This window comes from Pseudomonas sp. NPDC087814, from assembly GCF_044742865.1.
GTDB lineage: Bacteria > Pseudomonadota > Gammaproteobacteria > Pseudomonadales > Pseudomonadaceae > Aquipseudomonas.
In genome coordinates, this window is the sequence record NZ_JBIUVK010000027.1 from 51,380 (window position 1) to 78,184 (window position 26,805).

Genomic DNA, 26,805 nt, shown 5'->3' on the forward strand with positions numbered 1-26,805 from the left:
AGGCTCCGAGGGTGGAGGGAAAGTGTTGGAACTGTAGACCAAGCGGGTTACCGAGTGTGGTTCGAAAGGCTGCAATTGCTTGACTTGTCTAGACCGGCCTGGCGCAAGCCGATGCAATTACCCCAAGGGTCGCGCACCTGGCACATCCACTCGCCGCCCTCGACTTCCATTGGCCCGCGATACAACGTGGCGCCTAACGTGACCAGTCGCTGTACCTCGTGAAGCAGGTCCGTCACCCGCCAATACACCACCGACCCGGCCGCGCCGCTTGCGACCTTGTTGTCTGCATTCACGATTTCGAGGGCAACGCCGTCCACGTCCAAGTGACCGAAATCGTCGGGCTCATGGTAGATGCGCGTGGCGGTAGGGAAGGCCGCGGCGTACCACTCCGTGGCGGCACGCCAGTCGGGGACGTGAATCAGGATGGAGATAATGGGCATCAACCGAACAACACCTGCTGCCAATGGGTTTCACTGATGATAGCGATCGGAATACCGCTATTTCTTAACTCGACGGCTTTTTTGATCTTCGTTCCATATGAGCTATGGAGCCATTGTTCATTACCAACGCTCCCGACCACGAGAAAATGAACCTTCTTGCTCACCGAGTTACCGATAAGGCCGCCGCGTTCTACGACAAGTAACTCACATTCTTTGCGAGGCCCGTACGCCATGACACCGGTAAACAAAAAAGTCCGGTCCTGCCACTCCAGTGTCGGAGCCGGATTGTTCAGCGGCAGGCTGCTGACAGCAGAGGGGCGTTGAGGTGACCCCACCGAGATACCGGAAAACTGATGCAGCATTTCCAACAGTTCTGCGGACTCTTCCGCGTCGAGAACACCGTCACTCAACATGCTGGCAAGGCGCTGATAAAGAATGTTTACCACCGGGTCTTCCAACTGGAGCAGATGGGTTTCTATCCAGGTCTTTAGAAACGCTGCTTCCATCTGATTGATGTTTCCGTCGGCGACCAGGCCGGCAGTGACGCCGAGTAATGCGTCGGCAGAGCGCCGATCAATACGCGCCTTGTGGAAGAGGTGACTGCGTTCGAATTCCTGATGAAGATCGGTCATGCGTCCATGCTCCTTAAGTCAGTGCTTTGCCAGGTCTCGGTCCAGCTCAGCATGGGCCGAAGGTTTCGCGTTGATGGTGAAACCGATATACACACATGTTGTGATGTTTGCCAAATAACCTGTGGCGAGGGAGCTTGCTCCCGTTGGGCTGCGCAGCAGCCCCAGGTTTTGTTGAATGTGTTCTTTGAGTTAGATGGCGTTGAGCTTTTGGGGCCGCTTCGCGCCCCAGCGGGAGCAAGCTCCCTCGCCACAGTGAGGGGCTGACTTAAATCTCTGCGTGGGTGATGACGTGTTTAAAGTGATGCCGCCACAAATCCGCGCCCAGTTTCCCCGAGCGATCCAGCGACGAACCCACGGTCAAATCGCTGATCAGCGTGGGCTGTAATCCGGCATCAAACAACGCAAACCCGGCCGCCAGCACACAGGTGTCAGTCTGGATGCCACACACCAACACCCGGTCTGGCGCGAGGCTTTTCAGGTGGCTGATGGTCTCGGGCGTGGGCGCGTAGCCGTGTTTGATGAAGATATGGTCAGCGGCGATCAGGCTATCGTCGTCGGGCGCCGGCTGCCAGCCGAGTTGGCGGGCGAACGGGGTGATGCTTTCGTCGTGGCGCTCTACGGTGGCCACTGACGGCATGCGACCCAGCAAGGCGTTGATACCGATTACCAGCCAGTCGGGCGGGGCGAAGGAGGGTTGTACATCGATGATCAGTAGGACTTGGCGCATTGGCATCCTGGTATAGATCGAAGGACCACGCATTGTGCACCGGGTACACCTCGTCTCCAAGTCTGGCGCGGTCATGTGGGAGCAGGCAAGCCAGCTCCCACAAGGTTACTCAATTGCCTTCAAATTGTGCTCGGGCTCAAGGCTGCCAAACCGTCTTCACCCCACTCAACTTCCGGTCCAGGAACGTTGCCGCGCTGATCAGCGCCAAATGGCTCAACGCCTGCGGCGTATTCCCCAAATGCCGTGCCTGGTTATCAAACTCTTCGGCATACAACCCCAGCGGGTTGGCATAGCGCAGCAACTGTTCAAACTCCAGATGCGCCTTCTCCACTTGCCCGGCCCGGGCCAGGCATTCCACGTACCAGAACGAGCACGCTGCAAACGCGCCCTCGGTGCCTTGTAGCCCATCAATCTGGCTGTCGTCGTTGCGATAGCGATAAACCATCCCATCGCGCACCAGGCTTTTCTGGATCGCCTCCAGTGTCGACAACCAGCGCGGGTCTGTCGCCGCAACGAAGCGCACCAGAGGCATCAACAGCATCGAGCCATCCAGCGCGGTGCTGCCGATATGCTGCACGAAGTGGCCGCGTTCTTCGTTCCAGAAGTTGCTCCAGATATCGGCGTAAATCGCCTGGCGGGTCTGGTCCCAACGGGCAAACGGCGCCGGTAGCGAGCGCTTGGACGCCAGGCGGATCGCCCGGTCCAGGGCCACCCAGCACATCAGCCTTGAGTGCAGGAAGTGATGCTGCTCACCGCGCATTTCCCAGATGCCGACGTCTTTGTGGTTCCAGGTTTCGCAGACCTGGTCGGCCACTTCCACCGTGTGTTTCCAGCCCTCGTGGGAGATGGCCTCACCGTATTTGTTGACCAGGTATACCGCGTCCATCAACTCGCCGTAGATATCCAGTTGCACCTGGTCGTACGCCTCGTTGCCGATGCGCACCGGTTGCGCGCCGCCGTGGCCGCTGAGGTGGCTCAGCTCGGTTTCCGGCAGTTCCTGGCGGCCGTCGATGCCGTACAGGATGTTGATTTTCATCGGCTGATCGCAGCAGTCACCCACCCGGCCTTTCAACCAGCGCATGTAGCCGTTGGCTTCCTCGATAAACCCCAGGCGCATGAACGCGTAGACGGTGAACGAGGCGTCGCGGATCCAGGTGTAGCGGTAGTCCCAGTTGCGCTCGCCGCCGGGTGTTTCCGGCAGGCCGAAGGTGGCGGCGGCGAGGATTGCACCGTGTTTGCGCGAGGTCAAAAGCTTCAAGGCCAGGGCCGAACGATTGACCATCTCGCGCCAGCGCCCACGGTAGTTGGATTGGGAAATCCAGCCGCGCCAGAACTTCAGGGTGCGCTCCAGGCACAGGTCGGTGCAGTCGTTTTTGACTCGGGCATCGTCCAGCCCGCCGAGGACAAACTCGGCGCCTTCTTCCTGGCCGAGTTCAAAGGATGCTACGGCAGCGTCGCCATCCAACTGCAGGGTGTGGCTGCTGGTCAGGCGCAGGCCGGGTTGGTCTGCGGCCTCAAACAACACGTCGCCGTCATCTTGAGTGGCCCGGGTCTGGGCGCGGGCGTAGTCATGACGCACTGCGCAGCGCATATGGATGCTCGCTTTGCCGCTGACCACCCGCACCCGCCGAATCAGGATCGGCAGGTCGTCAACTTCTTCACTGACGGTCAAGAAATCGGTAATTTCCACCACCGCGTCATTACTCAACCAGCGGGTTTGCAGCACGTTGGTGTCGGGCAGGTAGATCTGCTCGCGGCGGGCGTCGGGCAGGTCCGGCGTGAGCTGGAAGATGCCGGCGGCGGGGGAGTCCAGCAATGAGCAAAAGATGGAGGGGCTGTCGAACTCCGGCCAGCAGAAAAAATCGATGCTGCCTTTGTCGTTCACCAGCGCTGCACTGCGCATGTCGCCGATGATGCCGTGGGCATCAATGGCACTTTGTGGTTCGTTTTTCAGATCAACCATTGCCACGAAACTCCGGATAAAGGCTCATGCCGCCATCAATGAACAGGGTGCTGCCCACCACGTAGTCGGAGGCATCACTGGCCAGCCACACCACCGCGTTGGCCACGTCTTCGACGTCACCCACGCGGCCATAGGGAATCAACTTGAGCAGTTCCACTTCGGCCGCGCCTTCGGTGGCGGCGCGGTTGATGGCCGTGCGGATCGCTCCCGGCGCAACGCCGTTGATGCGGATGCGCTGCTGGCTGACTTCCTGGGCCAGGGTGCGCATCAGCATTTCCACGCCGCCCTTGGACGCGGCGTAGTTCACGTGCCCGGCCCAGGGAATCACCTGGTGCACCGAACTCATGTGGATAATCTTCCCGGCGGCCCGGGAAACACCTTCGCGGATGCCCTGGCGGTTGAAGATGCGCAACGCGGCGCGGGCGCAGAGGAACTGGCCGGTGAGGTTGACGCCGATCACGGTGTTCCAGTCGTCGAGGGTCATGTCCACGGCAGCCGCGTCTTTCTGCATGCCCGAGTTGGCCACCAGGATGTCCAGGTGCCCGAAGGCATCAAGGGTCTGGGCAAACAGGCGCTCCACATCGGCCTCTTTCGACACGTCGGCGCCAATCGCAATGGCCCGGCCGCCGTTGGCGTTGATCTGCGCCGCCAGTGCTTCAGCCGACGCCGCCTGGGCGTTGTAGTTCAGTACCACGGCGGCTCCGGCCTCGGCCAGGGCCTTGGCGGCCCCCGCGCCGATTCCGGAACTGGCGCCAGTCACCAGCGCCACTTGTTGCTCCAACGAAATGCGCATTGCCCACCCAACCTTTTTCAGAGTGCCCAACTAGCTGACTGACGGGGCGGCCCACAAGTTCACCGGCTGTCTGGAATGCGACGATGGCTGTCTATATCTATCGTTTTTGCCACAGGACTTTTCGCTAGAATCGACGCTTGATTGATGCGAGACCTCAGCCGATGAACTGCCCACCCCGCCCGTGGCTTGAAGCCTACGCCGACAACTACCGCAACGATGACGTGGTGCATCCCCATTGCCACGCCCAGGCGCAATTGATCCACGGTGTGTCCGGGGTGATGGTGGTCAGCACCGCCCAGGGCAGTTGGCTGGTGCCGTCCGGGCATGCGCTGTGGGTGCCGGCCGGAACCCCGCACGAGATCCGTATGGCCGGCGAAGTGCATATGCGCACGCTGTTCCTCATGCCCGAGGCCGAGCCGGGGCTGGGGCGCACCTGCCAGGTGATTGAAGTGTCGGCATTGCTGCGGGAGCTGATCGTCGCCGCCACGCAGATTGCCGGGCACCACAGCCCGCGTCTGCAGGCCATGATCGAGTTGATCCGCATGGAACTGCTCGCCGCGCCGGTTGTGGCGATGCACGTGCCGGTGCCCGGCGAAGCACGGCTGGCCAGGCTGTGCACGCATTTCATCCGCAACCCTTCTGACGACAGCAGCCTGGAATCCTGGGCCGACAGCCTGAACATGAGCGCCCGCACCCTGAGCCGGGTGTTCCAGCGGGAGTTGGGCATGAGTTTCGGTGAATGGCGCAAGCGTGCGCGGTTGGCCCTGAGCTTGAAGTTGCTGGCCCAGGGCGTGTCGATCCTGGAGGTGGCGCTGGAGCATGGTTACCAGAGCCCGAGTGCGTTCAGCGCGATGTTTCGCAAGTCGCTGGGTTATCCGCCAAGTCATTTTCGGCCCGGAGTTTAGTGTTGCGTCAGGTAACGCTATTGTCCGTTTAGCGACGATACATGGCCCTGACGCGGGCGAATCGGACAGGCCATCTGCCTAATCTGCAAGGCTCCTTCTTGAGCGAGCCTTGTGATGCACAGCCCTTCTTTTCACCCATGGATGCCCATCGCCCTGTTGAGTGTGCTGGCCGGGTGCACTGGTGTGCCCGGTCAACCGTCGACCGTCACGGCGCAGCCTGCACCGCGGCTCTCCGCCGAGTCGGCCGAGGCGTTGCCCGCCCGTTGGTGGCAGCTGTACCGCGACCCGCAACTGGACGCCCTGGTGGCGCGGGCCCTGCACCAGAACAAAGACCTCGAAGCCGCCGCCGCCCATGTCGATGCGTTGCTGGCGCAGCTGGAACAGGCAGACGGCGAGCGCCTGCCGTCGACTTCCCTGGACTATGGCCTGGCCTACGGTCGCAGCCGCGATGACCAGACGCTGGCCCAGGCGACTAACCGTCATGCCGGTGCCGAATGGAGCCACACCCCTGAGTTTTCCCTGAGCTACACCCTCGATTTGTGGGGCGAGGTGCGTTATCGCATCGCTGCGGCACGGGCGGATGCCCAGGTGGCGCGGGCGCTGGAGGATGAGCTGCGGGTGACGGTGGCCGCGCAGACGGCCCGCGCCTATGCCCAGGCCTGCGTCTATGGTGTGCGCGAACAGGTGCAGGCGCACTCGGTGCAGCTGCTGGAGCAGAGCGTCGCGGTCACGCAGAAGCTGCAAAAGGCCGGCGCGGCCACGCAACTCGACCTGGCGCGCCTGCAAGGGTTGCTGGAAGAAACCCGGGCACCGTTGCCGATGTTCACGGCCCGGCGCAGCAGCGCGCTGTATGAGTTGGCCGTGCTCAGCGGGTTGCCGCCGGAGCTGGTCACGCCACGCAGCTGTACCCAGGCCCCGCAGTTGCAGGCGCCTTTGCCGGTGGGCGAGGGTTGGGCACTGCTGCAACGGCGGCCGGACATCCGCCGCGCCGAAGGGCAATTGCGCGCAGCCACCTTGACGGTGGGCCTGTCCCGCGCCGAGCTTTACCCGCGGATCACCTTCGGCGCGATGCTCGGTTCGTCCGCCAGCAGCCTGGGCAAACTCGGGGACCGCTACGCCACGGTGTATTCCGTCGGGCCGCTGGTGTCCTGGCGCTTTCCCAACCGGCAGGTCGCCCAGGCGCGGGTCAGGCAGAGCCAGGCCGAAGCGCGCCAGGCCCTGGCACGGTTTGACGGTACGGTGCTCAACGCACTGAAGCAGGTGGAGCAGGCCATGGCCCTGTACCAGGGCGAACAGCAGCGTGGGCAGGCCCTGGCCGCCGCCCTGGACAACAACCGCCGCGCCTTCGACCTGGCCTCCCGCGGCTACCATTCCGGCGCGCTGGATGCCCTGCAACTGCTGGACAGCGAACGCAGCCTGGTGGGCCTTGAAGCCCGCGTGGCCGAGTCCGACCTGCGCTTGATCAACCGCCAGATCGACCTGTTCCAGGCCCTCGGTGGCGGCTGGCAGCGTGACGATCCAACCGCCCCCTTATCTGTCGCTGTCAATGGAGCCAAACCATGAACCAGGCTGTTGAACCCATTCGCCTGACCGTTATGCAACGTCATCGTCGCGCCCTGGTGACCACGGCTTCCCTCGCGACGCTGGTGGGGCTGGCAACCTTTGCCGGGTACTGGTGGCAATGGGGGCGTTTTCTTGAAGAAACCGACGATGCCTATGTGCGCGCTGATTGGGTCGCTATCAGCCCGCGAATTGCCGGGTATGTAGCCCAGGTGCTGGTGGAAGATAACCAGCCGGTCAAGGCCGGCGATGTACTGGTGCGTATCGACGACCGGGATTTCACCGAGCGTCTGAACAGCGCCCAGGCGCAACTGCAACAGGCGCAAGCAGCAGCGAGCGCACAGCAGGCATCGGTGCAAACCCTCGACGCGCAAATGGCCGAGCAACAGCAACGCATCGCCCAGGCCCGGGCGGAACTGAGCAGTGGCGAGGCCGAAGCCCGGCGCGCGCGGCTCGATTACCAGCGTTATCGTGAATTGGTCGCGCAACAGGTGGCCAGCGCCCAGCACCTGGAAACCGTCAGCGCCAGCCAGGCCAAGGCCCAGGCGGCCCTGGCCCAGGCCAGCGCCCAAGTCGCGCGGCAGCAGGCGCAGTTGCAGGTCTTGCAGGCACGCCGGCAACAGGTGCAGGCGCAAATCGTCGAGCATCAGGCACGCATCGGCGAGGCCCAGGCCAACCTCGCGCTGGCCCGCAATGCGTTGAAGGACACCGAGATCCGCGCGCCTTTTGACGGCGTGGTGGGCCAGCGCAAGGTCCGGCGCCAGCAATACGTGATGCCCGGCCTGCCGCTGTTGGCTGTGGTGCCGGTGGAGCAGGCCTATGTGATTGCCAACTACAAGGAAACCCAGTTGCAGCACATGGCGCCGGGACAGTCGGTGGAAATCGCGGTGGACAGTTTTGCCGGCGCACATTGGCACGGCAAAGTGGAAAGCATCGCCCCCGGCTCCGGTGCGGTGTTCGCGCTGTTGCCGCCGGACAACGCCACCGGCAACTTCACCAAGATCGTCCAGCGGTTTCCGGTAAAGATTCGCCTGGAACCCGGTGAGTCGCGGGTACTGCCGGGCATGTCGGTGATTGCCACGGTTGACACCCGCCCTGCCGCCAGCCAGGAGCACGTCCATGGAGGCTGAAGGGCGTGTGCCGTTTCGCGCCTGGGTCGCGGTGATCGGCGGGCTGTTCGGCTGCTTCATGGCCGGGATGAACGTGCACGTCACCAGCGCCGCACTGCCGGAAATCGAAGGTGCACTGGGCGCGACGTTTGAGGAGGGTTCGTGGATTTCCACCGCTTACCTGGTGGCGGAGATCATCATGATTCCCCTCACCGCGTGGCTGGTGCAGGTGTTTTCCCTGCGCCGGGTGATGCTGTGGGGCTCGGGGATATTCCTGGTGGCCTCGGTGGCGTGTTCGCTGTCGCCCAACCTGCAAGTGATGATCCTGATCCGGGTGGTGCAGGGCGCGGCCGGGGCGGTGCTGATTCCCTTGTCATTCCAACTGATCATCACCGAGCTGCCGCCCAGCAAGATCCCGCTGGGCATGGCCTTGTTCAGCCTGGCCAACAGTGTGGCCCAGGCCGCCGGGCCGTCGATTGGCGGCTGGCTGACCGATGCGTATTCCTGGCGCTGGATCTTCTACCTGCAACTGTTCCCGGGGATCGCGTTGCTGGCGGCGGTGGCCTGGTCCATTGACCGCCAGCCGATGCAGCTGCGCCTGCTGCGCCAGGGCGACTGGCTGGGTATCGGCTGCATGGTGCTGGGCCTGGGTGCGTTGCAGATCGTGCTGGAGGAGGGCGGGCGCAAGGACTGGTTCGGCTCGCCCTTTATCGTGTGGATGACACTGCTGGCGGTGGTGGGCCTGATCGGCTTCGTTGCCCGGCAATTATGGGGCGCGCACGCCTTTATCAACCTGCGACTGTTGGGCCACTACAACTTTGGGGTGGCCAGCGTGGCGATGTTTATCTTCGGCGCCAGTACCTATGGCCTGGTGTTCCTGGTGCCCAACTACCTGTCGCAATTGCAGCACTACAACGCCAGCGAAATTGGCGTGAGCTTGATCGCGTATGGTCTGGTGCAACTGATCATGGCGCCGTTTTTGCCGCGCCTGATGAAGTGGGTCAGCGCCAAAATGCTGGTGGCCTCTGGGTTCGCGATCATGGCTTTGGGCTGCTGGATGGGTGCGCACTTGTCGGCGGACAGCGCCAGCAATGTGATCGTGCCCTCGATCGTGGTGCGCGGCATGGGCCAGCCGCTGATCATGGTGGCGTTGTCGGTGCTGGCGGTGCACGGCCTGGCCAAGGCGCAGGCGGGGTCGGCGTCGGCGGTGTTCTCGATGCTGCGCAACCTGGGGGGCGCGGTTGGCACGGCGCTGCTGGCGCAATTGGTGGTGGTGCGCGAGCGGGTGCATTCGGCGCGTATTGGCGAGTCGGTGACGCTGTTTGACCCGGCCTTGCAACAGCAGCTTCCCGGTGGCGGAGTGCTGCAGGATCAATTGCCGGAACATCAGGTGGTGCTGAACCTGCTGGACCAGAGTGTTCGTCATCAGGCGTTTTTGATGGCTTACAGTGATGCGTTCTTTCTGGCGTGCGTGGCGTTGGCGGCGTGTGGGGTGGCGGCGTTGATGTTGCGGCGTATCTAGGGGCAGTGCTGTGGGTGACTTTCCGGCGTTCGGCCAGCGTGGTTTAACGGGACGCTTAAGGTCAAGAACACAGCGGCCTCCCGGCCGGCTTGAGTGGGGCACGGTCAAAAATGTGGGAGCGGGCTTGCTCGCGAAGGACGTTAACGATGACGTTGGCGTCCTGAATGAACGCGGCGGCCTCCCGTTTTTCGCCGGCAAGCCGGCTCCTACAGAAAAGCAGCGCTGCTTTTGATCTTGATCTGACTGTCTCATTCAGCCCGGCGCGGGTGAGCAACCGTGTCGAATCGCAAGCCATTTCAGCGAACGACATTGGGCTTCAACCCGCGCAACAACAACTCCAGCCCTTGCAAGGCTTCTTCCAGCCGCGCCCCCGGGTGTTCATCCTGAGCGATCCACAGCGATGCGCTTACCAGGCTGCCATTGATCAGCCTCGCCAGCGCCTGACTGCACGCCTGCTCGATGAGGCCCGCTTGCATCAAGTCATCGAGCAGCTGGCGCAGCGAGTCCACGCATTGCTGCTGGTCAGTTGCGCCCAGCACCGCCGGGGCATCCTGCAATACGATGCGCTGGACCTCGGGATCCTGAGCCATGCGCAAATAAACCCGGCAGCGCTCGCAAAACCCTTCCCAAGGATCAACCGCCTGCTCCGAGATACGCTGCAGGCTCGCGTCCATTTCACCGTCGAGCTGCGCAGCCACTGCCGCGAGCAAGCCTTTCTTGTCGCCAAAATGATGGTACAACGCACCCCGGGTCAGGCCGGCGCGAGCGGTGAAATCGTCCATCGACGTCTGGGCGTAGCCTTGTGTGGCGAAGGCCTGGCGGGCGCTGGCGATCAGGCGGGCGCGGGTGTCTTCGATCATGTCGGCACGGGCTCGGCTCATGGGTAAGGCTCACAATAGGTGATTGACATACGACGCGTATGTTACGCATGATTTGTCACATACGCACCGTATGTATTTTGCCCCGAAAACCTCGAATAGCAAGTTTCAGGGCGCTCAGGAAGAGGTTACACACCATGGCAAACCCCTACGCCGAGCTGTTCCAGGCGCCAGGTTCCAGGGCTTTTGTATTGGCGGGCATGCTGGCCCGCATGCCGATCTCCATGACCGGGATCGGCTTGATCACCATGCTGTCGCAAGTGCACGGCGGTTACGGTTTGGCCGGTGCGGTGACCGCTACCTTCGCCCTGGCCACCGCGTTTTGCGCGCCCCAGGTCTCACGGTTGGTGGACCGTTATGGCCAGGGCCGGGTGTTGCCGGTGGCCGCGTCCATCGGCGGCGGCGCGCTGTTGCTGCTGTTGCTCTGCACCCGGGTGCAGGCGCCGACGTGGACGCTGTTCGTCTTTGCCGCCCTGGCCGGCTGCATGCCCAACATGTCGGCCATGGTGCGGGCGCGCTGGACCGAGCTGTATCGCGGCCAGCCCAAACTGCAAACGGCGTTTGCCCTGGAGTCGGTGCTCGACGAGGTGGTGTTCATTATTGGCCCGCCGGTCTCGGTGGGTCTGTGCGTGCTGCTGTTCCCCGAAGCGGGGCCGTTGATTGCCGCGCTGTTTCTGGCAGTGGGCGTGACCGCCTTTGTGCTGCAACGCCAGACCGAGCCACCGGTGCATGAACATCACGCCGAGCACGGCCGTTGGCTGATAGCCTCGCCCTCGGTGTTGATCCTGATGGTGCTGTTGATGGCCATGGGCATCATCGTTGGGGTGGTGGATGTGGTCAGTGTCGCGTTCGCCCAGCATCAGGGCCAGCCCGCCGCGGCGAGCATTGTATTGTCGGTATACGCCATCGGTTCGTGCCTGGCCGGGCTGGCGTTTGGTGCGCTCAAGTTGAAAGCACCGCTGCCGCGCCAGTTCTTGTACTGCGGCGTGGCCACCGCCGTGACCACGCTGCCGTTGTTGCTGGTGACGAATATTCCGGGGTTGGCGGCCGCGATCTTCATCTCCGGCCTGTTCTTCGCCCCGACCCTGATCGTGTCCATGGCCCTGGTGGAACAAATCGTTCCGCCCAGCCGCTTGACCGAAGGCATGACCTGGCTGATCACCGGCCTGAGCATCGGCGTGGCCATTGGTGCTGCCAGCTCCGGCTGGATGATCGACCGCTTCGGCGCACCCAGCGGGTTCTGGGTGGCGCTGGCGGCGGGTGCGGTGGTGCTTGGGGCGGCGGTGCTGGGGTATCGGCGGCTGGGGTGATTACCCGGTCACCAGTGCGCCGCGATGTTGCAGGAATTCGTTCAGCGCCTGGCGCGTGAGATCGTTCAACGTGACTTTTTGCCGGGTCGCGGCAAGCGCGGCGGCCAGATGGAGGTCATGGCCGACACGGACGTTGAACGAACCCTTGCAGGGCTTTTCCGGTGCTTGCCCAAGGGCCTGGCAGGTCTCGATGTAGTCGTCCACGGCGGTGCAAAAGGCGGCGTCCAGTTCGGCGACGGTTTTGCCCTCGTAGCTGACCAGGGCCTTGATGAAAAGCAGCTTTCCGAACAGGCAGTTGTCTTCGATGCTGGCTTCGATGGAGCCGATGTAGCCTTTGTGTTTCAGCTGGTTGTTCACTGAATCAGTTCTCCTGATTTCAATTGTTCGATGATCTGGCGCCGAATGTAGTGTTTCAGTTCGTTGCCGGGGTGAGGCTTGTGCAGGGTGATCATTGCACTGGGGTCGCCTATGTCGAACCTGACCCGGCTACCCGCCCCTTCGATTTGCGTGTATCCCAGGCGCCGCAGCAGCGTGACGAGTTCGGGCCAGGTAAAGGCCGATTGCTCATTGAGCAGTTTGGCCAGCAGCTTTTCATTTTTCGACACGGCGATCCTTGCCTGTAACTAAATGTAGTTGCAATTGATGGGTTGCGTCAATGATAGGACAGCCGCGCCGAGCCTCTCGGTGTTTGATGTAACCCTTGATGACACCGTGGTCTGCGCCCCCAATCCCCCGCTAATTTTTCCCTTCCGGATTCGTTTTATAGGGACGACGTGCCTTTGTGCTTCCTGCCTATTGCCCCGGATCCCAAGAAATGAACGCTGAAGACTCCTTGAAACTTGCTCGCCGGTTTATCGGGTTGCCCCTGGAAAAACGCCAGATGTTCCTCCAGGCGCTACACAAGGAAGGGGTGGATTTTTCCCGGTTTCCGATCCCGGCAGGGGTGGAGGCCGAGGACCGGCAGGCGCTGTCCTATGCGCAGCAGCGGATGTGGTTTCTGTGGCAACTGGATCCGGCCAGTGGCGCCTATAACCTGCCCGGCGCGGTACGGCTCAAGGGCGCCTTGAGCCTGCCGGCGATCGAGCAGGCGTTCGCCAGCCTGGTGGCCCGCCATGAGACGTTGCGCACGGTGTTCCAGCGCCAGGCGGATGATCGTCTGTTGCAAGTGGCCGCGCAGTCGCCGCTGGTTGTCGAACAGTTGGACTTCAGCGCCCTGGCACCCGCCGAGCGTGAGCAGGCGGTGATGCAGGCCGCTACCCGTCAGTCGCTGTTGCCCTTCGACCTGGCCAACGGCCCGCTGCTGCGGGTGCAATTGCTCAAGCTGGCCGAGCAGGAACACGTGCTGCTGCTGACCTTGCACCACATCGTGTCCGACGGCTGGTCGATGAACGTGCTGATCGACGAGTTCATTCGCTGCTACGACGCCCATGAGCGCAACGAGCCGCCGCAACTGCCGGCCCTGCCGATCCAGTACAGCGACTACGCCCTGTGGCAGCGCCGCTGGCTGGAGGCCGGCGAGCAGGCTCGTCAGCTGGAATACTGGCAGGCACGCCTGGGAGATGAGCACCCGGTACTGGAACTGCCCATCGACCATCCACGCCCGGCGATGCCCAGCTACCAGGGCACCCGGCATGACTTTGCGATTGATCCGGCGCTGGCTGCGCAGTTGCGCAGTTGCGCGCAAAAACACAATGTGACCTTGTTCATGTTGCTGCTCGGCGCGTTCAACGTGCTGCTGCATCGCTACACCGGGCAGGGCGACATTCGGGTTGGCGTGCCGATTGCCAACCGCAACCGCAGCGAAGTCGAAGGGCTGATCGGTTTCTTCGTCAATACCCAGGTGTTGCGCACCGAACTGACCGGGCAAACCCGCGTCGACGAGTTGCTGCAAGGCATCAAGGAACACGCGCTGGGCGCCCAGGCCCATCAGGAATTGCCGTTCGAACGCCTGGTAGAAGCCTTGAAAGTCGAGCGCAGCCTGAGCCACACGCCGCTGTTCCAGGTGATGTACAACCATCAGCCGCAAGTGGCGGACATCGCCGCGGTCAACACCGCCTCCGGGCTTGAACTGTCCCTGGTGCAATGGCAAGGCCGTACCACCCAGTTTGACCTGAGCCTGGACACCTACGAGAAGTCCGGCACCCTGCACGCCGCGCTGACCTATGCCAATGACCTGTTCGACGCCGCCACCATCGAGCGCATGGCCCGGCACTGGCTCAGCCTGTTGCAGGCGATGGTCGCCGATGGCAGCCAGCGCATCGGTGAACTGCCGATGCTCGCCGCCGCAGAGCAGCACGTGCTGGTGCATGACTGGAACCAGACGGCCGAGGCGTACCCGACCGAACGTGGCATCCACCACCTGATCGAAGACCAGGTACAACGCACTCCGCACGCCGTTGCCCTGGTGTTCGGCGCGACGCAGTTGACCTACGCGCAGCTCGACGCGCGCGCCAACCAGTTGGCCCATGCCCTGCGCGAGCAGGGTGTTGGCCCGGACGTACTGGTGGGGATCTGCATCGAGCGCTCCATCGAAATGGTGGTCGGCCTGCTGGCGATTCTCAAGGCCGGCGGCGCCTACGTCCCGCTGGACCCTGAATACCCCCGCGAACGCCTGGCTTACATGATCGAAGACAGCGGCATCGGGCTGCTGCTCAGCCAGCAGAGCCTGCTGTCGACCTTGCCGGTCGACGGCATCAACGTCATCGCACTCGACCAGGCACAAGGCTGGCTCGACGATTACGGCTGCGAGCCTCTGGCCGTCAACGTGCACGCGCTGAACCTCGCCTATGTGATCTACACCTCCGGCTCCACCGGCAAGCCCAAGGGCGCAGGCAACAGCCATCGTGCGCTGGTCAACCGCCTGTGCTGGATGCAGCAGGCTTATGGCCTGGATGCCAGCGACGCAGTGTTGCAGAAAACCCCGTTCAGCTTTGACGTGTCGGTGTGGGAGTTCTTCTGGCCATTGATGAGCGGCGCACGGCTGGTGGTCGCAGCACCCGGCGAGCATCGCGAGCCGGCTCGCCTGATCGAGACCATTGGCGAGCACGCTATCACCACGCTGCACTTTGTACCGTCGATGCTGCAGGCATTTATCCACGAGCCGGGCGTGCAGGCCTGCGCCAGCCTCAAGCGCATCGTATGCAGTGGTGAAGCGCTGGCGCTGGATGCGCAGTTGCAGGTGTTCGCCAAGCTTCCGGGCGCCGGGTTGTACAACCTCTACGGCCCGACTGAAGCGGCCATCGACGTCACCTATTGGACCTGCATCGACGAAGGTGCCGACAGCGTGCCCATCGGCCGTCCCATTGCCAATCTGGGAACCTACATCCTCGACGCGCAACTCAACCTTGTGCCGGCAGGTGTCAGCGGTGAGCTTTACCTCGGTGGCACCGGGCTGGCCCGCAGTTACCACCGGCGCCCGGCGTTGACCGCCGAGCGTTTTGTGCCGTGCCCGTTCAATGACGGTGCGCGGCTGTACCGGACCGGCGACCGGGTGCGCCAGCGCGCCGACGGTGTGATCGAATACCTCGGCCGCCTCGATCATCAGGTCAAGCTGCGCGGCCTGCGTATCGAGCTGGGTGAAATCGAGACCCGCCTGATGCAACACCCGCTGGTGCGCGAGGCCGTGGTGCTGGTGCAGGGGGGTAAACAGTTGGTGGCGTACCTGGTGCTGGAAGGCGACGAGCCAATGACCCCATGGCAACCGGAGTTGAAAGCGTGGCTGTTGAACAGCCTGCCGGAATACATGGTGCCCACCCACCTGATGCCGCTGGTGAAATTGCCGGTGACCGCCAACGGCAAGCTCGACCGCAAGGCCTTGCCGTTGCCGGACGCTGCGCCGCAGCAAGCGTTCGTGGCGCCACAGGATGCATTGCAAAAAGCCCTGGCGGCGATCTGGGAGGATGTGCTCGGTCTTGAGCGCGTCGGCCTCGAAGACAACTTCTTCGAGCTGGGCGGCGATTCGATCATCTCCATCCAGGTGGTCAGCCGTGCGCGGCAGGCCGGCATCCGCGTCAGCCCGCGTGACCTGTTCCAGTACCAGACCGTGCGCAGCCTGGCACTGGTCGCCACCCTCGATAAACGCTCGGCGGTGGATCAGGGGCCGGTGAGCGGTGATGCCGTGCTCGGGCCGATCCAGCAGCATTTCTTCAGCCGCGGGATGCCGGTGCGCGAACACTGGAACCAATCGCTGCTGCTGACTCCCCGTGAGGCCTTGAATGCGCAGTGGCTCGATACAGCGCTGACGCACATCATCAATCACCACGATGCCTTGCGCCTGCGTTTTACCGAAAGCACCGAGGGCTGGCAGCAAAAACACGATGCTCCAGTGGCCAGCGCTGATCTGTGGCTACGCGATGCCGAGTCGGCGGAACACCTGAATACCTTGTGCAACGAGGCGCAGCGCAGCCTTGACCTGCAAAACGGCCCGCTGTTGCGAGCCTTGCTGGTCACGCTGGCCGATGGCAGCCAGCGCCTGGCGCTGATCGTTCACCACCTGGTGGTCGACGGTGTGTCCTGGCGCGTATTACTGGAAGATCTGCAGCAGGCTTACGAACAATTGGCGGCAGGCGGCGGCATTGAGCTGCCGCCGAAAACCAGTGCATTCCAGGACTGGACTGCGCGGCTCGAACAGCAAGCGCAGCGCTTCGATGAACAACTGATGTACTGGAAAACCCAGCATCAGGATGCGAAGGATCTGCCGTGCGACCGACCTGACGCCAGCCTGCAAAATGCGCAGGGTGAAAAAATCGAGTGGCGACTCGACGCCGCACGGACCCGTCAGTTGCTGCAACAGGCGCCCGCCGCGTACCGCACGCAGGTCAATGACCTGCTGCTCACCGCGTTGGCCCGCACCATCAGTCGCTGGAGCGGTCAGGCAGGCACGCTGATCGAGCTTGAAGGCCATGGCCGCGAAGACCTGTTCGATGACATCGACCTGAGTCGCACCGTGGGTTGGTTCACCAGCCTGTTCGCCGTCAACCTCACCGCCCGCGATGACCTCGACGGTTCGATCAAGTCGATCAAGGAGCAACTGCGCGCGGTGCCGGACAAAGGCCTGGGCTATGGCGTGCTGCGTCATCTGGCGTCCCCGGCAGTACGCGCCGAGCTGGTGGCACTGGCGCCACCGCGGATCACCTTCAACTACCTGGGCCAGTTCGACCGTCAGTTCGACGACGCGGCCTTGTTTGTGCCGTCTGCCGAAACCAGCGGTGTGGCACAGGACCTGGCGGCGCCATTGGCCAACTGGCTGACGGTTGAAGGCCAGGTCTATGGCGGCGAACTGTCGATGAGCTGGGGCTTCAGCCGCGAGATGTTCGACAGCGCGACCGTGCAGCAACTGGTGGACCGCTATGCCAGCGAGCTGCATGCACTGATCGAACACTGCTGCACCTTGCCGGCCGCGCAAGCCACGCCATCGGACTTCCCGCTGGCGCGGGTGACCCAGGCGCAACTGGATGCGCTGCCGGTGCCGGCCGGTCAGCTCGACGATCTCTATCCGCTGTCGCCCATGCAGCAAGGGTTGCTGTTCCATACCCTGTACGAACAGGCGGCGGGTGAGTACATCAACCAGTTGCGCGTCGACGTGCAGGGCCTGGATCCCGAGCGTTTCCGCGCCGCTTGGCAGGCCACCGTCGATGCGCAAGACATCCTGCGCAGCGGTTTCGTCTGGCAGGGCGAGCTGGTGCAACCGCTGCAGATCGTGCACAAGCAGGTGCAACTGCCGTTCGCCACCCTGGATTGGCGGGCCCGCGACGATCAGCCGGCGGCCCTCGCGGCGCTGGCCGATGCCGAACGAGCGCAAGGGTTTGACTTGCCCTGTGCACCCCTGCTGCGCCTGGTACTGGTGCAGACCGGCAGTGACCAATGGCACCTGATTTACACCCATCACCACATCCTGATGGACGGCTGGAGCAACTCGCAGTTGCTCGGCGAAGTATTGCAGCGCTATAGCGGCCGCACACCGGCGAATGCCGGCGGCCGTTATCGCGACTACATCGCCTGGCTGCAACGTCAGGACGGCCAGTTGAGCCAGGACTTCTGGAGCGAACAACTGGCCGCGCTGCAAGCGCCGACCCGGCTGGCCCGCGCGGCCACCGCTGGCGAGCGCCATCGCGGTCACGACGATCATTACCTGACGCTGGACGAGCAACGCACCCAGGCGCTGGAAGCGTTTGCCCGCCAGCAGAAAATCACCGTCAACACCCTCGTGCAAGCCGCGTGGCTGCTGTTGCTGCAACGCTATACCGGGCACGAAGCGGTGGCGTTCGGCGCGACCGTGGCTGGACGTCCGGCAGACTTGCCCGGCATCGAGCAACAGGTCGGCCTGTTCATCAACACCCTCCCGGTGATCGGCGCACCGCGTCCCGATCAAAGCGTCGGCCAATGGTTGCAAACGGTGCAGGCGCAGAATCTCAGCCTGCGTGACTTCGAACACACGCCGCTGGCGGACATCCAACGTTGGGCCGGGCAGGGCGGTGAAGCGCTGTTCGACAATATCCTGGTGTTCGAAAACTATCCGGTAGCCCAGGCGCTGAGCCAGGCCGGGCAGGGGCTGGTGTTCGGCGATGTGGGCAACCTGGAGCAGACGCACTACGCGCTGAGCGTGGCGGTGACCCTCGGCCGGCAGCTGGCGTTGCATTACAGCTTCGACCGCGGCCAATTCGCGAGCGAGGTGGTCGAAGGCATCAGTGCGCATTTGCTGCAACTGCTTGAGCAGTTTGCCGAGTCGGCAGAACGCAACCTGGGTGAAATCGCCCTGGCAAGCCGCGACGAACAGGCCCGCCAGCAAGCGCAGAACCATCCACAGCCGTACCCGGTGGACATCGGCGTGCATCAGCGCATTGCCACCCTGGCGGCCGAGCGCCCGCAACGCACAGCGGTGATTTTCAACGATCGGCAGTTCAGCTACGGTGAAATCGACCAGCGCGCCAACCAACTGGCCCACGCGCTGATCGCCCGCGGCGTTGGCGCTGAAACCCGTGTGGGTGTGGCGTTGCCGCGCAGCGAGTCGGTAATTGTGGCGTTGCTGGCGGTGCTCAAGGCCGGCGGCGCTTATGTGCCGCTGGACACCCTCTACCCGCGCGAGCGCCTGGCCTACCTGATCGAGGATTCGGGGCTGGCGCTGCTGATCAGCGATTCGTCGGTGTCGGCGCAGTTGCCGGTTGCCGAATCGGTACCCTTGCTGGAGCTGGACCGTCTTGATCTGCGTGAGCAGTCGATCAAGGCACCCTCGGTGCAGCTCGACCCGCACAACCTTGCGTATGTGATCTACACCTCCGGCTCCACTGGCAATCCGAAAGGCGTCAGCGTTGCCCACGGTCCATTGGCCATGCATTGCCAGGCCATCGGCCAGCGCTATGAAATGCGCGACAGCGACTGTGAGTTCCACTTCATGTCGTTCGCCTTCGACGGTGCCCACGAGCGCTGGCTGACCAGCCTGACTCACGGGGCTTCGCTGCTGATTCGCGACGACACGCTGTGGACGCCGGAGCAGACCTACAACGCCATGATCGAACACGGCGTGACCGTGGTCGCGTTCCCGCCGGTGTACCTGCAACAACTGGCCGAACATGCCGAGCGCGTCGGCAATCCACCGAAGGTGCGCATCTATTGCTTTGGCGGTGACGCGGTGCCGAACGCCAGTTTCGAGCGGGTCAAGCGTGCGCTCGATCCGGACTACATCATCAACGGCTACGGCCCGACCGAAACCGTGGTCACCCCGCTGATCTGGAAGGCCGGTCGCGAGGTGCCGTGCGGTGCTGCCTACGCGCCGATCGGCAGCCGCATCGGTGACCGCAGCGCCTATGTGCTCGACACCGACCTGAACCTGTTGCCCCAAGGCATGGCCGGTGAGCTGTATCTGGGGGGCACCGGCCTGGCCCGTGGGTACCTCAACCGACCGGGGCTGACCGCCGAGCGTTTTGTCGCTGACCCGTTCAGCGCCGCTGGCGGCCTGCTTTACCGCACAGGCGACCTGGTGCGCCAGCGCGCCGACGGCACGTTCGACTATCTGGATCGTATCGACAATCAGGTGAAGATTCGCGGCTTCCGCATCGAGCTGGGTGAGGTCGAAGCGGCGCTGCAAGCCCTTCAGGGTGTGCGCGAAGCGGTGGTCGTGGCCCAGGAAGGCAGCGCCGGTAGCGGCAAGCGCCTGGTGGCTTACGTTGTCGGCGATTCAACCCGTGCCGGTTTCAGCGAAGACCTGCGTGCGCAGCTCCAGGCTTCATTGCCGGCGCATATGGTGCCGGCGTATGTCTTGTCTCTGGAACGCATGCCGCTGACACCGAACGGCAAGCTGGATCGCAAGAACCTGCCCAAACCGGATGTCAGTCAACTGCAACAAGCCTACGTCGCTCCGCGCAACGCGCTGGAGCAGCAACTGGCGACGATCTGGCAAGACGTGCTCAAGCTTGGGCAGGTGGGCATCAGCGACAACTTCTTCGAACTGGGTGGCGATTCGATCATTTCGATCCAGGTGGTCAGCCGTGCGCGGCAGGCGGGGATTCGCTTCAGCCCCAAAGACCTGTTCCAGCACCAGAGCATCCAGGCGCTGGCCGTGGTCGCACAGACCGGTGAGACGCTGTCGTCGATCGATCAGCGACCGGCAACCGGCACCACGGTGCTGTTACCGATTCATCAGCAATTCTTCGCTCAGGAAATACCCGATCGTCACCACTGGAACCAGTCGGTGATGCTCAAGCCGGCGCAGGCACTGGATGCACACGCACTGGAGCAGGCGCTGGAGGCTTTGGTGGCGCATCACGACAGCTTGCGCCTGGATTTCGTCGAACGGGCTGACGGCTGGTCGGCACACTACCGTGACGTCGCGGCGCACACGGATCAAACGCTTCTGTGGCCAGTGGAGGTCGCGGACCTCGCAGCCCTTGAGGCTCTGGGTGACGAAGCCCAGCGCAGCCTGCAATTGAACGGTGGCTCGCTGATACGCGCGGTGCTGGCGAACCTGGCGGACGGCACTCAACGGCTGTTGCTGATTATCCATCACCTGGTGGTCGATGGCGTGTCGTGGCGGATTCTGTTCGAGGATCTGCAGAACGCCTACCGGCAAATCCTTTCAGGCGCAGGTGTGCAGTTGCCGGCCAGGACCAGTGCGGTCAAGGCCTGGGCGGCGGCATTGCAGGGCTACGCCACAACCCCTGCGCTGCAGGCCGAGCTGGGTTTCTGGCAACAACAGTTGCAGGGCGCTTCGCCAGCCTTGCCGTATGACCGTCCGAACGGCGGGCAGCAACATGATCAGGCCCTGACCTTTCGTAGCAAGCTGGACCGGGCCCTGACCCGCCAGCTGTTGCAGGATGCGCCGGCGGCGTATCGCACCCAGGTCAACGATGTATTGCTGACCGCGCTGGCGCGGGTGATAACGCGCTGGACCGGTGACGACAATGCGTTGGTGTTGCTTGAGGGGCACGGTCGCGAAGACGTGTTCGAGTACATCGACCTGACCCGTACCGTGGGCTGGTTCACCAGCGTGTTCCCGGCGCGGCTGTCGCCGGTTGCGGATCTCGCTGGGTCGCTCAAGCAGATCAAGGAGCAGCTGCGGGCAATTCCGCATAGGGGCATCGGCTTCGGCGCACTGGCGTACCTGGGCGATGAACAGACACGGGAGTCTCTGCAAGCCTTGCCTCTACCGTGCCTGACCTTCAACTATCTCGGTCAGTTCGACGCCAGCTTCGATGCCGCCGCCGACGCCCTGTTTGTGCCGACCGGCGAATCCGGCGGTGAAGAAGTCAACCTGCAGGGGCCGCTCGGCAACCCGCTGGCGCTCAACAGCAAAGTCTTCGGTGGTGAACTGGACCTGAGCTGGACCTACAGCGGCGCGATGTTCGATGCCGCGACCATCCAGCGCCTGGCCGACGACTATGTGCAAGAACTGACGGCGCTGATCGGCCATTGCTGTGACAACGCCAACCGGGGAGTGACGCCGTCGGATTTCCCGTTGGCGCAACTGTCTCAGGCCCAACTCGATGCGCTGGTGCTAGAACCTCAAGGCATCGACGACATCTACCCGTTGTCACCGATGCAGCAGGGCATGCTGTTCCACACCTTGCTCGAACAGGGGAATGGCGATTACATCAACCAGATGCGCCTGGATATCGATGGCGTCGATCCGCAACGCTTCCGCGCGGCCTGGCAAGCCGTGGTGGATGCCCATGACATCCTGCGTACCGGGTTCATCTGGCAAGGCAATCTTGAACAACCGGTGCAGGTGGTACAGCGTCAAGTGCAGGTGCCGTTCCGTGTGCTCGACTGGAGCGGTCACGCCGATCGGGATGCGGCACTGCAAACCCTTGCCGATGAAGAGCGCGCCCAAGGCCTGGACCTGAACTGCGCGCCCTTGATGCGCCTGGTACTGGTACGCACGGCAACTGATCGTCATCACCTGATCTACACCAACCATCACATCCTGATGGATGGCTGGAGCAGCGCGCAGTTGCTCGGCGAAGTGTTACAGCACTACAGCGCAGAAACCGTGGCACGACCCGTTGGCCGGTATCGTGATTACATCGCGTGGCTGAAGCGGCAGGACGCATCGCTCGGCGAAGCGTTCTGGAAGGAGCAGTTGCACGCCCTGGATGAACCGATTCGCCTGGCGCAGATGTTTGCCCGTCCGGCGCAGGCCATCGCCACCCACCTTTACGCTCACCACCACCTGCACCTCGATGAGCAGCAAACGCGCCGTCTGGGCGACTTTGCCCGAGAGGCGAAAGTCACCGTCAACACTGTGGTCCAGGCTGCGTGGCTGTTGCTGTTACAGCGTTACAGCGCAAAGTCCTGCGTCGCATTCGGCGCAACCGTGTCGGGGCGCCCGGCGGACCTGGCAGGCGTCGAGCAACAGATTGGCCTGTTCATCAACACCTTGCCGGTCATTGCCAGCCCGCGCTCCGAGCAGAGCCTGGGGGATTGGCTGCACAGCGTCCAGGCGCAGAACCTGGCGTTGCGGGACTTCGAGCACACCGCGTTGTTCGATATCCAGCGCTGGGCGGGGCAGGGTGGTGAAGCGCTGTTCGACAACATCCTGGTGTTTGAGAACTATCCGATTTCAGAAGCCCTGGAGAAAGGTTCGCCTCAGGGTCTGCGCTTTGGTGCCGTGGGCAATCTGGAGCAAACCAACTACCCGCTGACCCTGCTGGTGGGCCTGGGCGCCGAGCTGACCGTGCAGTTCAGCTATCAATGTGCGAGCTTCACACCTGTGTCGGTGGAGCAGATCGGCGTGCACCTCAAGCGTCTTCTGCTGCAAATGAGCAGCGATGCCGCACGCCCACTGGGTGACCTCACGCTGTTGGACCCGAGTGAAACCCGCCAGCAATTGCAGGACTGGAACGCCACCGCAAGCGTCTACCCGGGCGAGCACTGCATTCATCGTCTGTTTGAGGCGCGGGCACGGCAGACGCCGGATGCCACGGCGCTGCTGTTTGCTGATCAGGCGCTGACCTACGCTCAACTCAATACCCAGGCCAATCGCCTGGCACATCGTTTGATTGAACTCGGTGTCGGCGCTGACCAACCGGTGGGTATCGCCCTTGAGCGTGGGGTGGACATGATCGTCGGGCTGCTGGCGATCCTCAAGGCCGGTGGCGCCTACGTGCCGCTCGATCCGCACTATCCGGTGGATCGCCTGGCCCACATGATTGAAGACAGTGGGTTGCAGTTGCTTCTGACCCAGGCATCGTTGCTGCGCCAGTTGCCGATTCCGGCAGGGGTGCACACCGTCTTGGCGAGTGCAATGGATGAATCGGTCAGCCCTGAACAGGCGGCCAATCCGCAGGTGTCGGTGGACGGCGATAACCTGTGCTACGCCATTTATACCTCGGGCTCTACCGGCAAGCCCAAGGGTGTGATGGTACGCCATGGTGCCCTGGTGAATTTCGTTGCCAGCATGGCCCGCGAACCAGGCATCGAGGCAAGTGACCGCCTGCTGTCGCTGACCACCTTCTCGTTCGATATTTTCGGCCTGGAACTGTACGGCGCGCTGTTCAGCGGTGCGGCCGTGGTGCTGGTGGACAAACAGAGCGCCCACGACCCTGAAGCATTGCTGGGGATTATCGAACAGCAGCAGGTCAGTATCGTGCAGGCCACGCCATCGACGTGGCGCATGTTGCTTGAGCATCCCATGGCCGAGCGTCTTGCCGGACGCACATGCCTGTGTGGCGGCGAGGCATTGGCCGAGGACCTGGCCGAGCGCTTGCTGGCGGTCGCAGGCCCGGTCTGGAACCTCTATGGGCCCACGGAAACCACGATCTGGTCGGCGGCTTATCCACTGACCACAGACAAGCGCTTGCCTTACCTCGGCCGGCCGATTGCCAACACCTCGCTGTACATCGTCGGCGAGCACTTCGCGCCGAACCCTGTCGGGTTGATCGGTGAATTGCTGATTGGCGGTGATGGCCTGGCGCGCGGGTACCACGAGCGGCCGGCGCTCACCGCCGAACGCTTCCTGCCGGATCCATTTGGTAATGGCACACGGCTGTACCGCACCGGTGACCTTGCGCGACATCGCGTCGACGGTGTGATCGAGTACATCGGCCGGGCAGACCACCAGGTGAAAATTCGTGGCTTTCGCATCGAGTTGGGAGAGATCGAAGCGTGCCTGTTGGCGCAGGACGCGATCCGCGAGGCGGTGGTGGTGCCTCAGCAAGGGCCGGGTGGCACGCAGTTGGTGGCCTACCTGATTGCGGCCGGTACTGAGGCGGCCGAGGCGCAGTCGTTGGTGGCGCTGCGCGACGAGCTGAAGGCGCGGCTCGCCTGCGACCTGCCGGACTACATGATTCCGGCGCACTGGATGCTGCTTGAGCGCTTCCCGCTGACGCCCAACGGCAAGCTGGACCGCAAAGCCTTGCCGCTGCCCGACGCCAATCAGTTGCTGCGGGCCTATGTGGCGCCGCAAGGGGCGCTTGAGCAGAGCGTCGCACAGATCTGGCAAGAGGTGCTCAAGCTTGCGCGGGTAGGGCGCGACGACAACTTCTTTGAATTGGGCGGGCATTCCTTGCTGGCGACCCAAGCGACAGCCCGCCTGCAAATGGAGCAAGGCGCAGCCGTGCCCCTGGACCTTTTATTTCGAACCCCATCGCTGTCGGAGTACGCCGCGCAACTGGCGGTGCACCTGACACCTCACTCCAGCGAAGACTTGAGTGAGATGCATGATTTCCTGGCAGACCTGGAGACCCTTTGAAAATGACTCAGCTCGATAACCTGTCTCTGGTTCAGCGATTCATCCGTTTGCCGCTCGCCCAACGGCAAGCGTTCCTGCAAAAGCTGCACAGCAAAAACATGAGTTTTGCCGCGTTGCCGATTCCGGCGATGCGTGACGAGTTCGAGCATATCGGCCTGTCCTACGCCCAGGAGCGCCAGTGGTTCCTCTGGCAATTGGACCCTCACAGCGCGGCCTACCATGTGCCGACGGCGCTGCGGTTGCGCGGTGCACTGGACGTGCCGGCGTTGCAGCGCAGCTTCGATGCATTGCTGGAGCGCCATGAGGTGCTGCGTACGGTGTTTGTCGACGGGCCGGAAGGGCCGCTGCAGGTTGCGCACGCATGCCTGAGCCTGCCGGTCACGACGGTGGTGCTGGAAGCGGTGCCGGACGCCGCAGCGCTCAAGGCGTTGATTGACACTGAAATCACTGCGCTGTTCGACTTGCAGCAGGGCCCGCTGTTGCGGGTCAAGCTGTTGCAACTGGCACCGGACGACCACGTGCTGGTGCTCACCCAGCACCACATCATTTGTGACGGCGCATCGGCGCAGATCATGGTTCACGACCTGGTCAAACTCTATGCTGCCCACAGCACCGGCCAGGCGCCGGACCTGCAGGCGCTGCCGATTCAATACGCCGACTATGCGATCTGGCAGCGCAAATGGATGGAAGCCGGCGAGCTTGCGCGGCAATTGGGTTACTGGACCGAACGCCTGGGTGATGGCGGTGAAGTGCTGCCTTTGCCTGCTGACCGCGCCCGTCCGGCGGTGCAGAGTTATCGCGGTGCGCGGCTGGACCTCGCCATCGATGCCGGGCTGACCGAACGCCTCAAGCGCGTGGCCCAGCGCGAAGGCTGCACCTTGTTCATGCTGTTGCTCGCCTCATTCCAGGTATTGCTGCACCGTTACAGCGGCCAGTCGGACATCCGCGTGGGCGTGCCGGTGGCCAACCGCAACCGTCTTGAAACCGAAGGCCTGATTGGTTTCTTCGTCAATACCCAGGTGCTGGATGCGCGGATTCAGGGGGCAATGCCTTTCGATCAATTGCTGGCGCAGGTCAAGCAGGCTTCGTTGGGCGCCCAGGCTCACCAGGATTTGCCGTTCGAGCAATTGGTGCAAGCCCTCGCACCGGACCGACACATGAGTCACAGTCCGTTGTTCCAGGTGATGTTCAATCACCAGAGCGGCGATGCCGCCCAAGCGTTGCAACTGCCAGGCTTGCATGTCGAGAGCCTGGATTGGAGCTCGCACACGGCGCAATTCGATCTGACCCTTGGCACGCACGAGACCCAGGGCGCATTGGCCGCCACATTCACCTATGCCACTGATTTATTCGACACTGGCACCATCGAACGCCTGGCCGCTCACTGGCTGAACTTGCTGCAAGGCATCGTCGCCGATCCGCAACGGCGCATCGGGGAATTGCCGCTGCTGGACGCGACCGAGCAACAGCACAACATCGCCCAGTGGAACCCCGGCCCGCGCAGCTTCCCAAGCGACACCTGCGCCCATCAACTGATCGCCGAGCAGGCCCGTCAACGGCCTGACGCCGTGGCCCTGCGTTGCAACGGCCAGACGCTGACCTACGCTGAACTGAATGCTCAGGCCAACCGCCGTGCGCATCAGTTGATCGCTCACGGCGTGGGGCCGGACGTGCTGGTGGGCCTGGCTGCGGAGCGGGGTATCGAGATGATCGTCGGCCTGCTGGCGATCCTCAAGGCCGGCGGCGCTTATGTGCCGCTCGACCCAACCTACCCGCAGGACCG

General features: G+C 63.1%; 15 protein-coding genes. 7 read left to right on the top strand and 8 right to left on the bottom strand.

The genetic code is table 11. The annotated features are described in order from the left end of the window. Nucleotides 1-47: 47 nt before the first annotated feature. The 5 genes from ACIOMR_RS19545 to ACIOMR_RS19565 all read right to left on the bottom strand — a co-directional run bounded on the left by ACIOMR_RS19545 (nt 48) and on the right by ACIOMR_RS19565 (nt 4,555). Nucleotides 48-440, bottom strand: coding sequence for a VOC family protein (locus tag ACIOMR_RS19545; protein ID WP_003208182.1), 393 nt, complete (start codon nt 438-440; stop codon nt 48-50). Further along, the gene (locus tag ACIOMR_RS19550) at nt 440-1,072 is read right to left on the bottom strand and encodes a BRCT domain-containing protein (protein ID WP_087695346.1); all 633 of its coding nucleotides are present in this window, start codon (nt 1,070-1,072) and stop codon (nt 440-442) included. The genes ACIOMR_RS19545 and ACIOMR_RS19550 overlap by 1 nt, the downstream gene beginning before the upstream one ends. 265 nt (nt 1,073-1,337) lie before the next feature. Next, nucleotides 1,338-1,799, bottom strand: coding sequence for a cysteine hydrolase family protein (locus ACIOMR_RS19555; RefSeq protein WP_102605374.1), 462 nt, complete (start codon nt 1,797-1,799; stop codon nt 1,338-1,340). Between the two features lie 136 nt (nt 1,800-1,935). Next, nucleotides 1,936-3,762 (bottom strand): glycoside hydrolase family 15 protein, encoded by a 1,827-nt coding sequence (locus ACIOMR_RS19560; RefSeq protein ID WP_008434531.1) that lies wholly within the window; start codon nt 3,760-3,762, stop codon nt 1,936-1,938. Next, entirely contained in the window at nt 3,755-4,555 is an 801-nt protein-coding gene (locus tag ACIOMR_RS19565) for an SDR family oxidoreductase (protein WP_401195884.1), read from the bottom strand. Before ACIOMR_RS19565 ends, ACIOMR_RS19560 begins: the two co-directional genes overlap by 8 nt. Before the next feature lie 161 nt (nt 4,556-4,716). Between ACIOMR_RS19565 and ACIOMR_RS19570 the strand changes: the two genes are divergently transcribed. The 4 genes from ACIOMR_RS19570 (at nt 4,717) to ACIOMR_RS19585 (ending at nt 9,651) form a co-directional block, all read left to right on the top strand. Next, a complete protein-coding gene (locus tag ACIOMR_RS19570; protein ID WP_102605376.1) occupies nt 4,717-5,460 on the top strand; it encodes a helix-turn-helix domain-containing protein in 744 nt (247 codons plus the stop codon). Between the two features lie 114 nt (nt 5,461-5,574). Continuing rightward, complete coding sequence (locus tag ACIOMR_RS19575) at nt 5,575-7,023, top strand: efflux transporter outer membrane subunit (RefSeq protein ID WP_401195887.1); 1,449 nt, start codon at nt 5,575-5,577, stop codon at nt 7,021-7,023. Further along, a complete protein-coding gene (locus ACIOMR_RS19580) occupies nt 7,020-8,150 on the top strand; it encodes an HlyD family secretion protein (protein ID WP_401195889.1) in 1,131 nt (376 codons plus the stop codon). Before ACIOMR_RS19575 ends, ACIOMR_RS19580 begins: the two co-directional genes overlap by 4 nt. Then, nucleotides 8,140-9,651 carry an MDR family MFS transporter gene (locus ACIOMR_RS19585; protein ID WP_301051746.1) on the top strand — a complete coding sequence of 504 codons (1,512 nt, stop codon included), beginning with the start codon at nt 8,140-8,142 and terminating at the stop codon, nt 9,649-9,651. The genes ACIOMR_RS19580 and ACIOMR_RS19585 overlap by 11 nt, the downstream gene beginning before the upstream one ends. Before the next feature lie 296 nt (nt 9,652-9,947). Here ACIOMR_RS19585 and ACIOMR_RS19590 read toward each other — a convergent pair whose 3' ends face one another. Further along, entirely contained in the window at nt 9,948-10,532 is a 585-nt protein-coding gene (locus ACIOMR_RS19590; RefSeq protein ID WP_401195892.1) for a TetR/AcrR family transcriptional regulator, read from the bottom strand. A gap of 134 nt (nt 10,533-10,666) precedes the next feature. Here ACIOMR_RS19590 and ACIOMR_RS19595 point away from each other — a divergent pair, with 134 nt between their 5' ends. Further along, nucleotides 10,667-11,839, top strand: coding sequence for an MFS transporter (locus tag ACIOMR_RS19595; protein WP_102369571.1), 1,173 nt, complete (start codon nt 10,667-10,669; stop codon nt 11,837-11,839). Here ACIOMR_RS19595 and ACIOMR_RS19600 read toward each other — a convergent pair whose 3' ends face one another. Together ACIOMR_RS19600 and ACIOMR_RS19605 are read right to left on the bottom strand one after the other, a co-directional pair. Further along, the gene (locus ACIOMR_RS19600; protein ID WP_003208166.1) at nt 11,840-12,196 is read right to left on the bottom strand and encodes a type II toxin-antitoxin system HicB family antitoxin; all 357 of its coding nucleotides are present in this window, start codon (nt 12,194-12,196) and stop codon (nt 11,840-11,842) included. Then, nucleotides 12,193-12,444: a type II toxin-antitoxin system HicA family toxin gene (locus tag ACIOMR_RS19605; RefSeq protein ID WP_063028501.1), complete on the bottom strand. Its 252-nt coding sequence runs from the start codon at nt 12,442-12,444 to the stop codon at nt 12,193-12,195. The genes ACIOMR_RS19600 and ACIOMR_RS19605 overlap by 4 nt, the downstream gene beginning before the upstream one ends. A 209-nt stretch (nt 12,445-12,653) precedes the next feature. Here ACIOMR_RS19605 and ACIOMR_RS19610 point away from each other — a divergent pair, with 209 nt between their 5' ends. Beyond that, nucleotides 12,654-25,022, top strand: coding sequence for a non-ribosomal peptide synthase/polyketide synthase (locus tag ACIOMR_RS19610; RefSeq protein ID WP_401195896.1), 12,369 nt, complete (start codon nt 12,654-12,656; stop codon nt 25,020-25,022). A gap of 2 nt (nt 25,023-25,024) precedes the next feature. Beyond that, on the top strand, nt 25,025-26,805 hold a 1,781-nt coding region (locus tag ACIOMR_RS19615; RefSeq protein WP_401195899.1), incomplete at its 3' end, for a condensation domain-containing protein.

Coding starts and splice junctions, on each gene's coding strand:
- ACIOMR_RS19570 (WP_102605376.1), top strand. CDS start 4,717: ATGAACTGCCCACCCCGCCCGTGGCTTGAAGCCTACGCCGACAACTAC.
- ACIOMR_RS19575 (WP_401195887.1), top strand. CDS start 5,575: ATGCACAGCCCTTCTTTTCACCCATGGATGCCCATCGCCCTGTTGAGT.
- ACIOMR_RS19560 (WP_008434531.1), bottom strand. CDS start 3,762: ATGGTTGATCTGAAAAACGAACCACAAAGTGCCATTGATGCCCACGGC.
- ACIOMR_RS19555 (WP_102605374.1), bottom strand. CDS start 1,799: ATGCGCCAAGTCCTACTGATCATCGATGTACAACCCTCCTTCGCCCCG.
- ACIOMR_RS19610 (WP_401195896.1), top strand. CDS start 12,654: ATGAACGCTGAAGACTCCTTGAAACTTGCTCGCCGGTTTATCGGGTTG.
- ACIOMR_RS19580 (WP_401195889.1), top strand. CDS start 7,020: ATGAACCAGGCTGTTGAACCCATTCGCCTGACCGTTATGCAACGTCAT.
- ACIOMR_RS19590 (WP_401195892.1), bottom strand. CDS start 10,532: ATGAGCCGAGCCCGTGCCGACATGATCGAAGACACCCGCGCCCGCCTG.
- ACIOMR_RS19550 (WP_087695346.1), bottom strand. CDS start 1,072: ATGACCGATCTTCATCAGGAATTCGAACGCAGTCACCTCTTCCACAAG.
- ACIOMR_RS19565 (WP_401195884.1), bottom strand. CDS start 4,555: ATGCGCATTTCGTTGGAGCAACAAGTGGCGCTGGTGACTGGCGCCAGT.
- ACIOMR_RS19595 (WP_102369571.1), top strand. CDS start 10,667: ATGGCAAACCCCTACGCCGAGCTGTTCCAGGCGCCAGGTTCCAGGGCT.
- ACIOMR_RS19585 (WP_301051746.1), top strand. CDS start 8,140: ATGGAGGCTGAAGGGCGTGTGCCGTTTCGCGCCTGGGTCGCGGTGATC.
- ACIOMR_RS19545 (WP_003208182.1), bottom strand. CDS start 440: ATGCCCATTATCTCCATCCTGATTCACGTCCCCGACTGGCGTGCCGCC.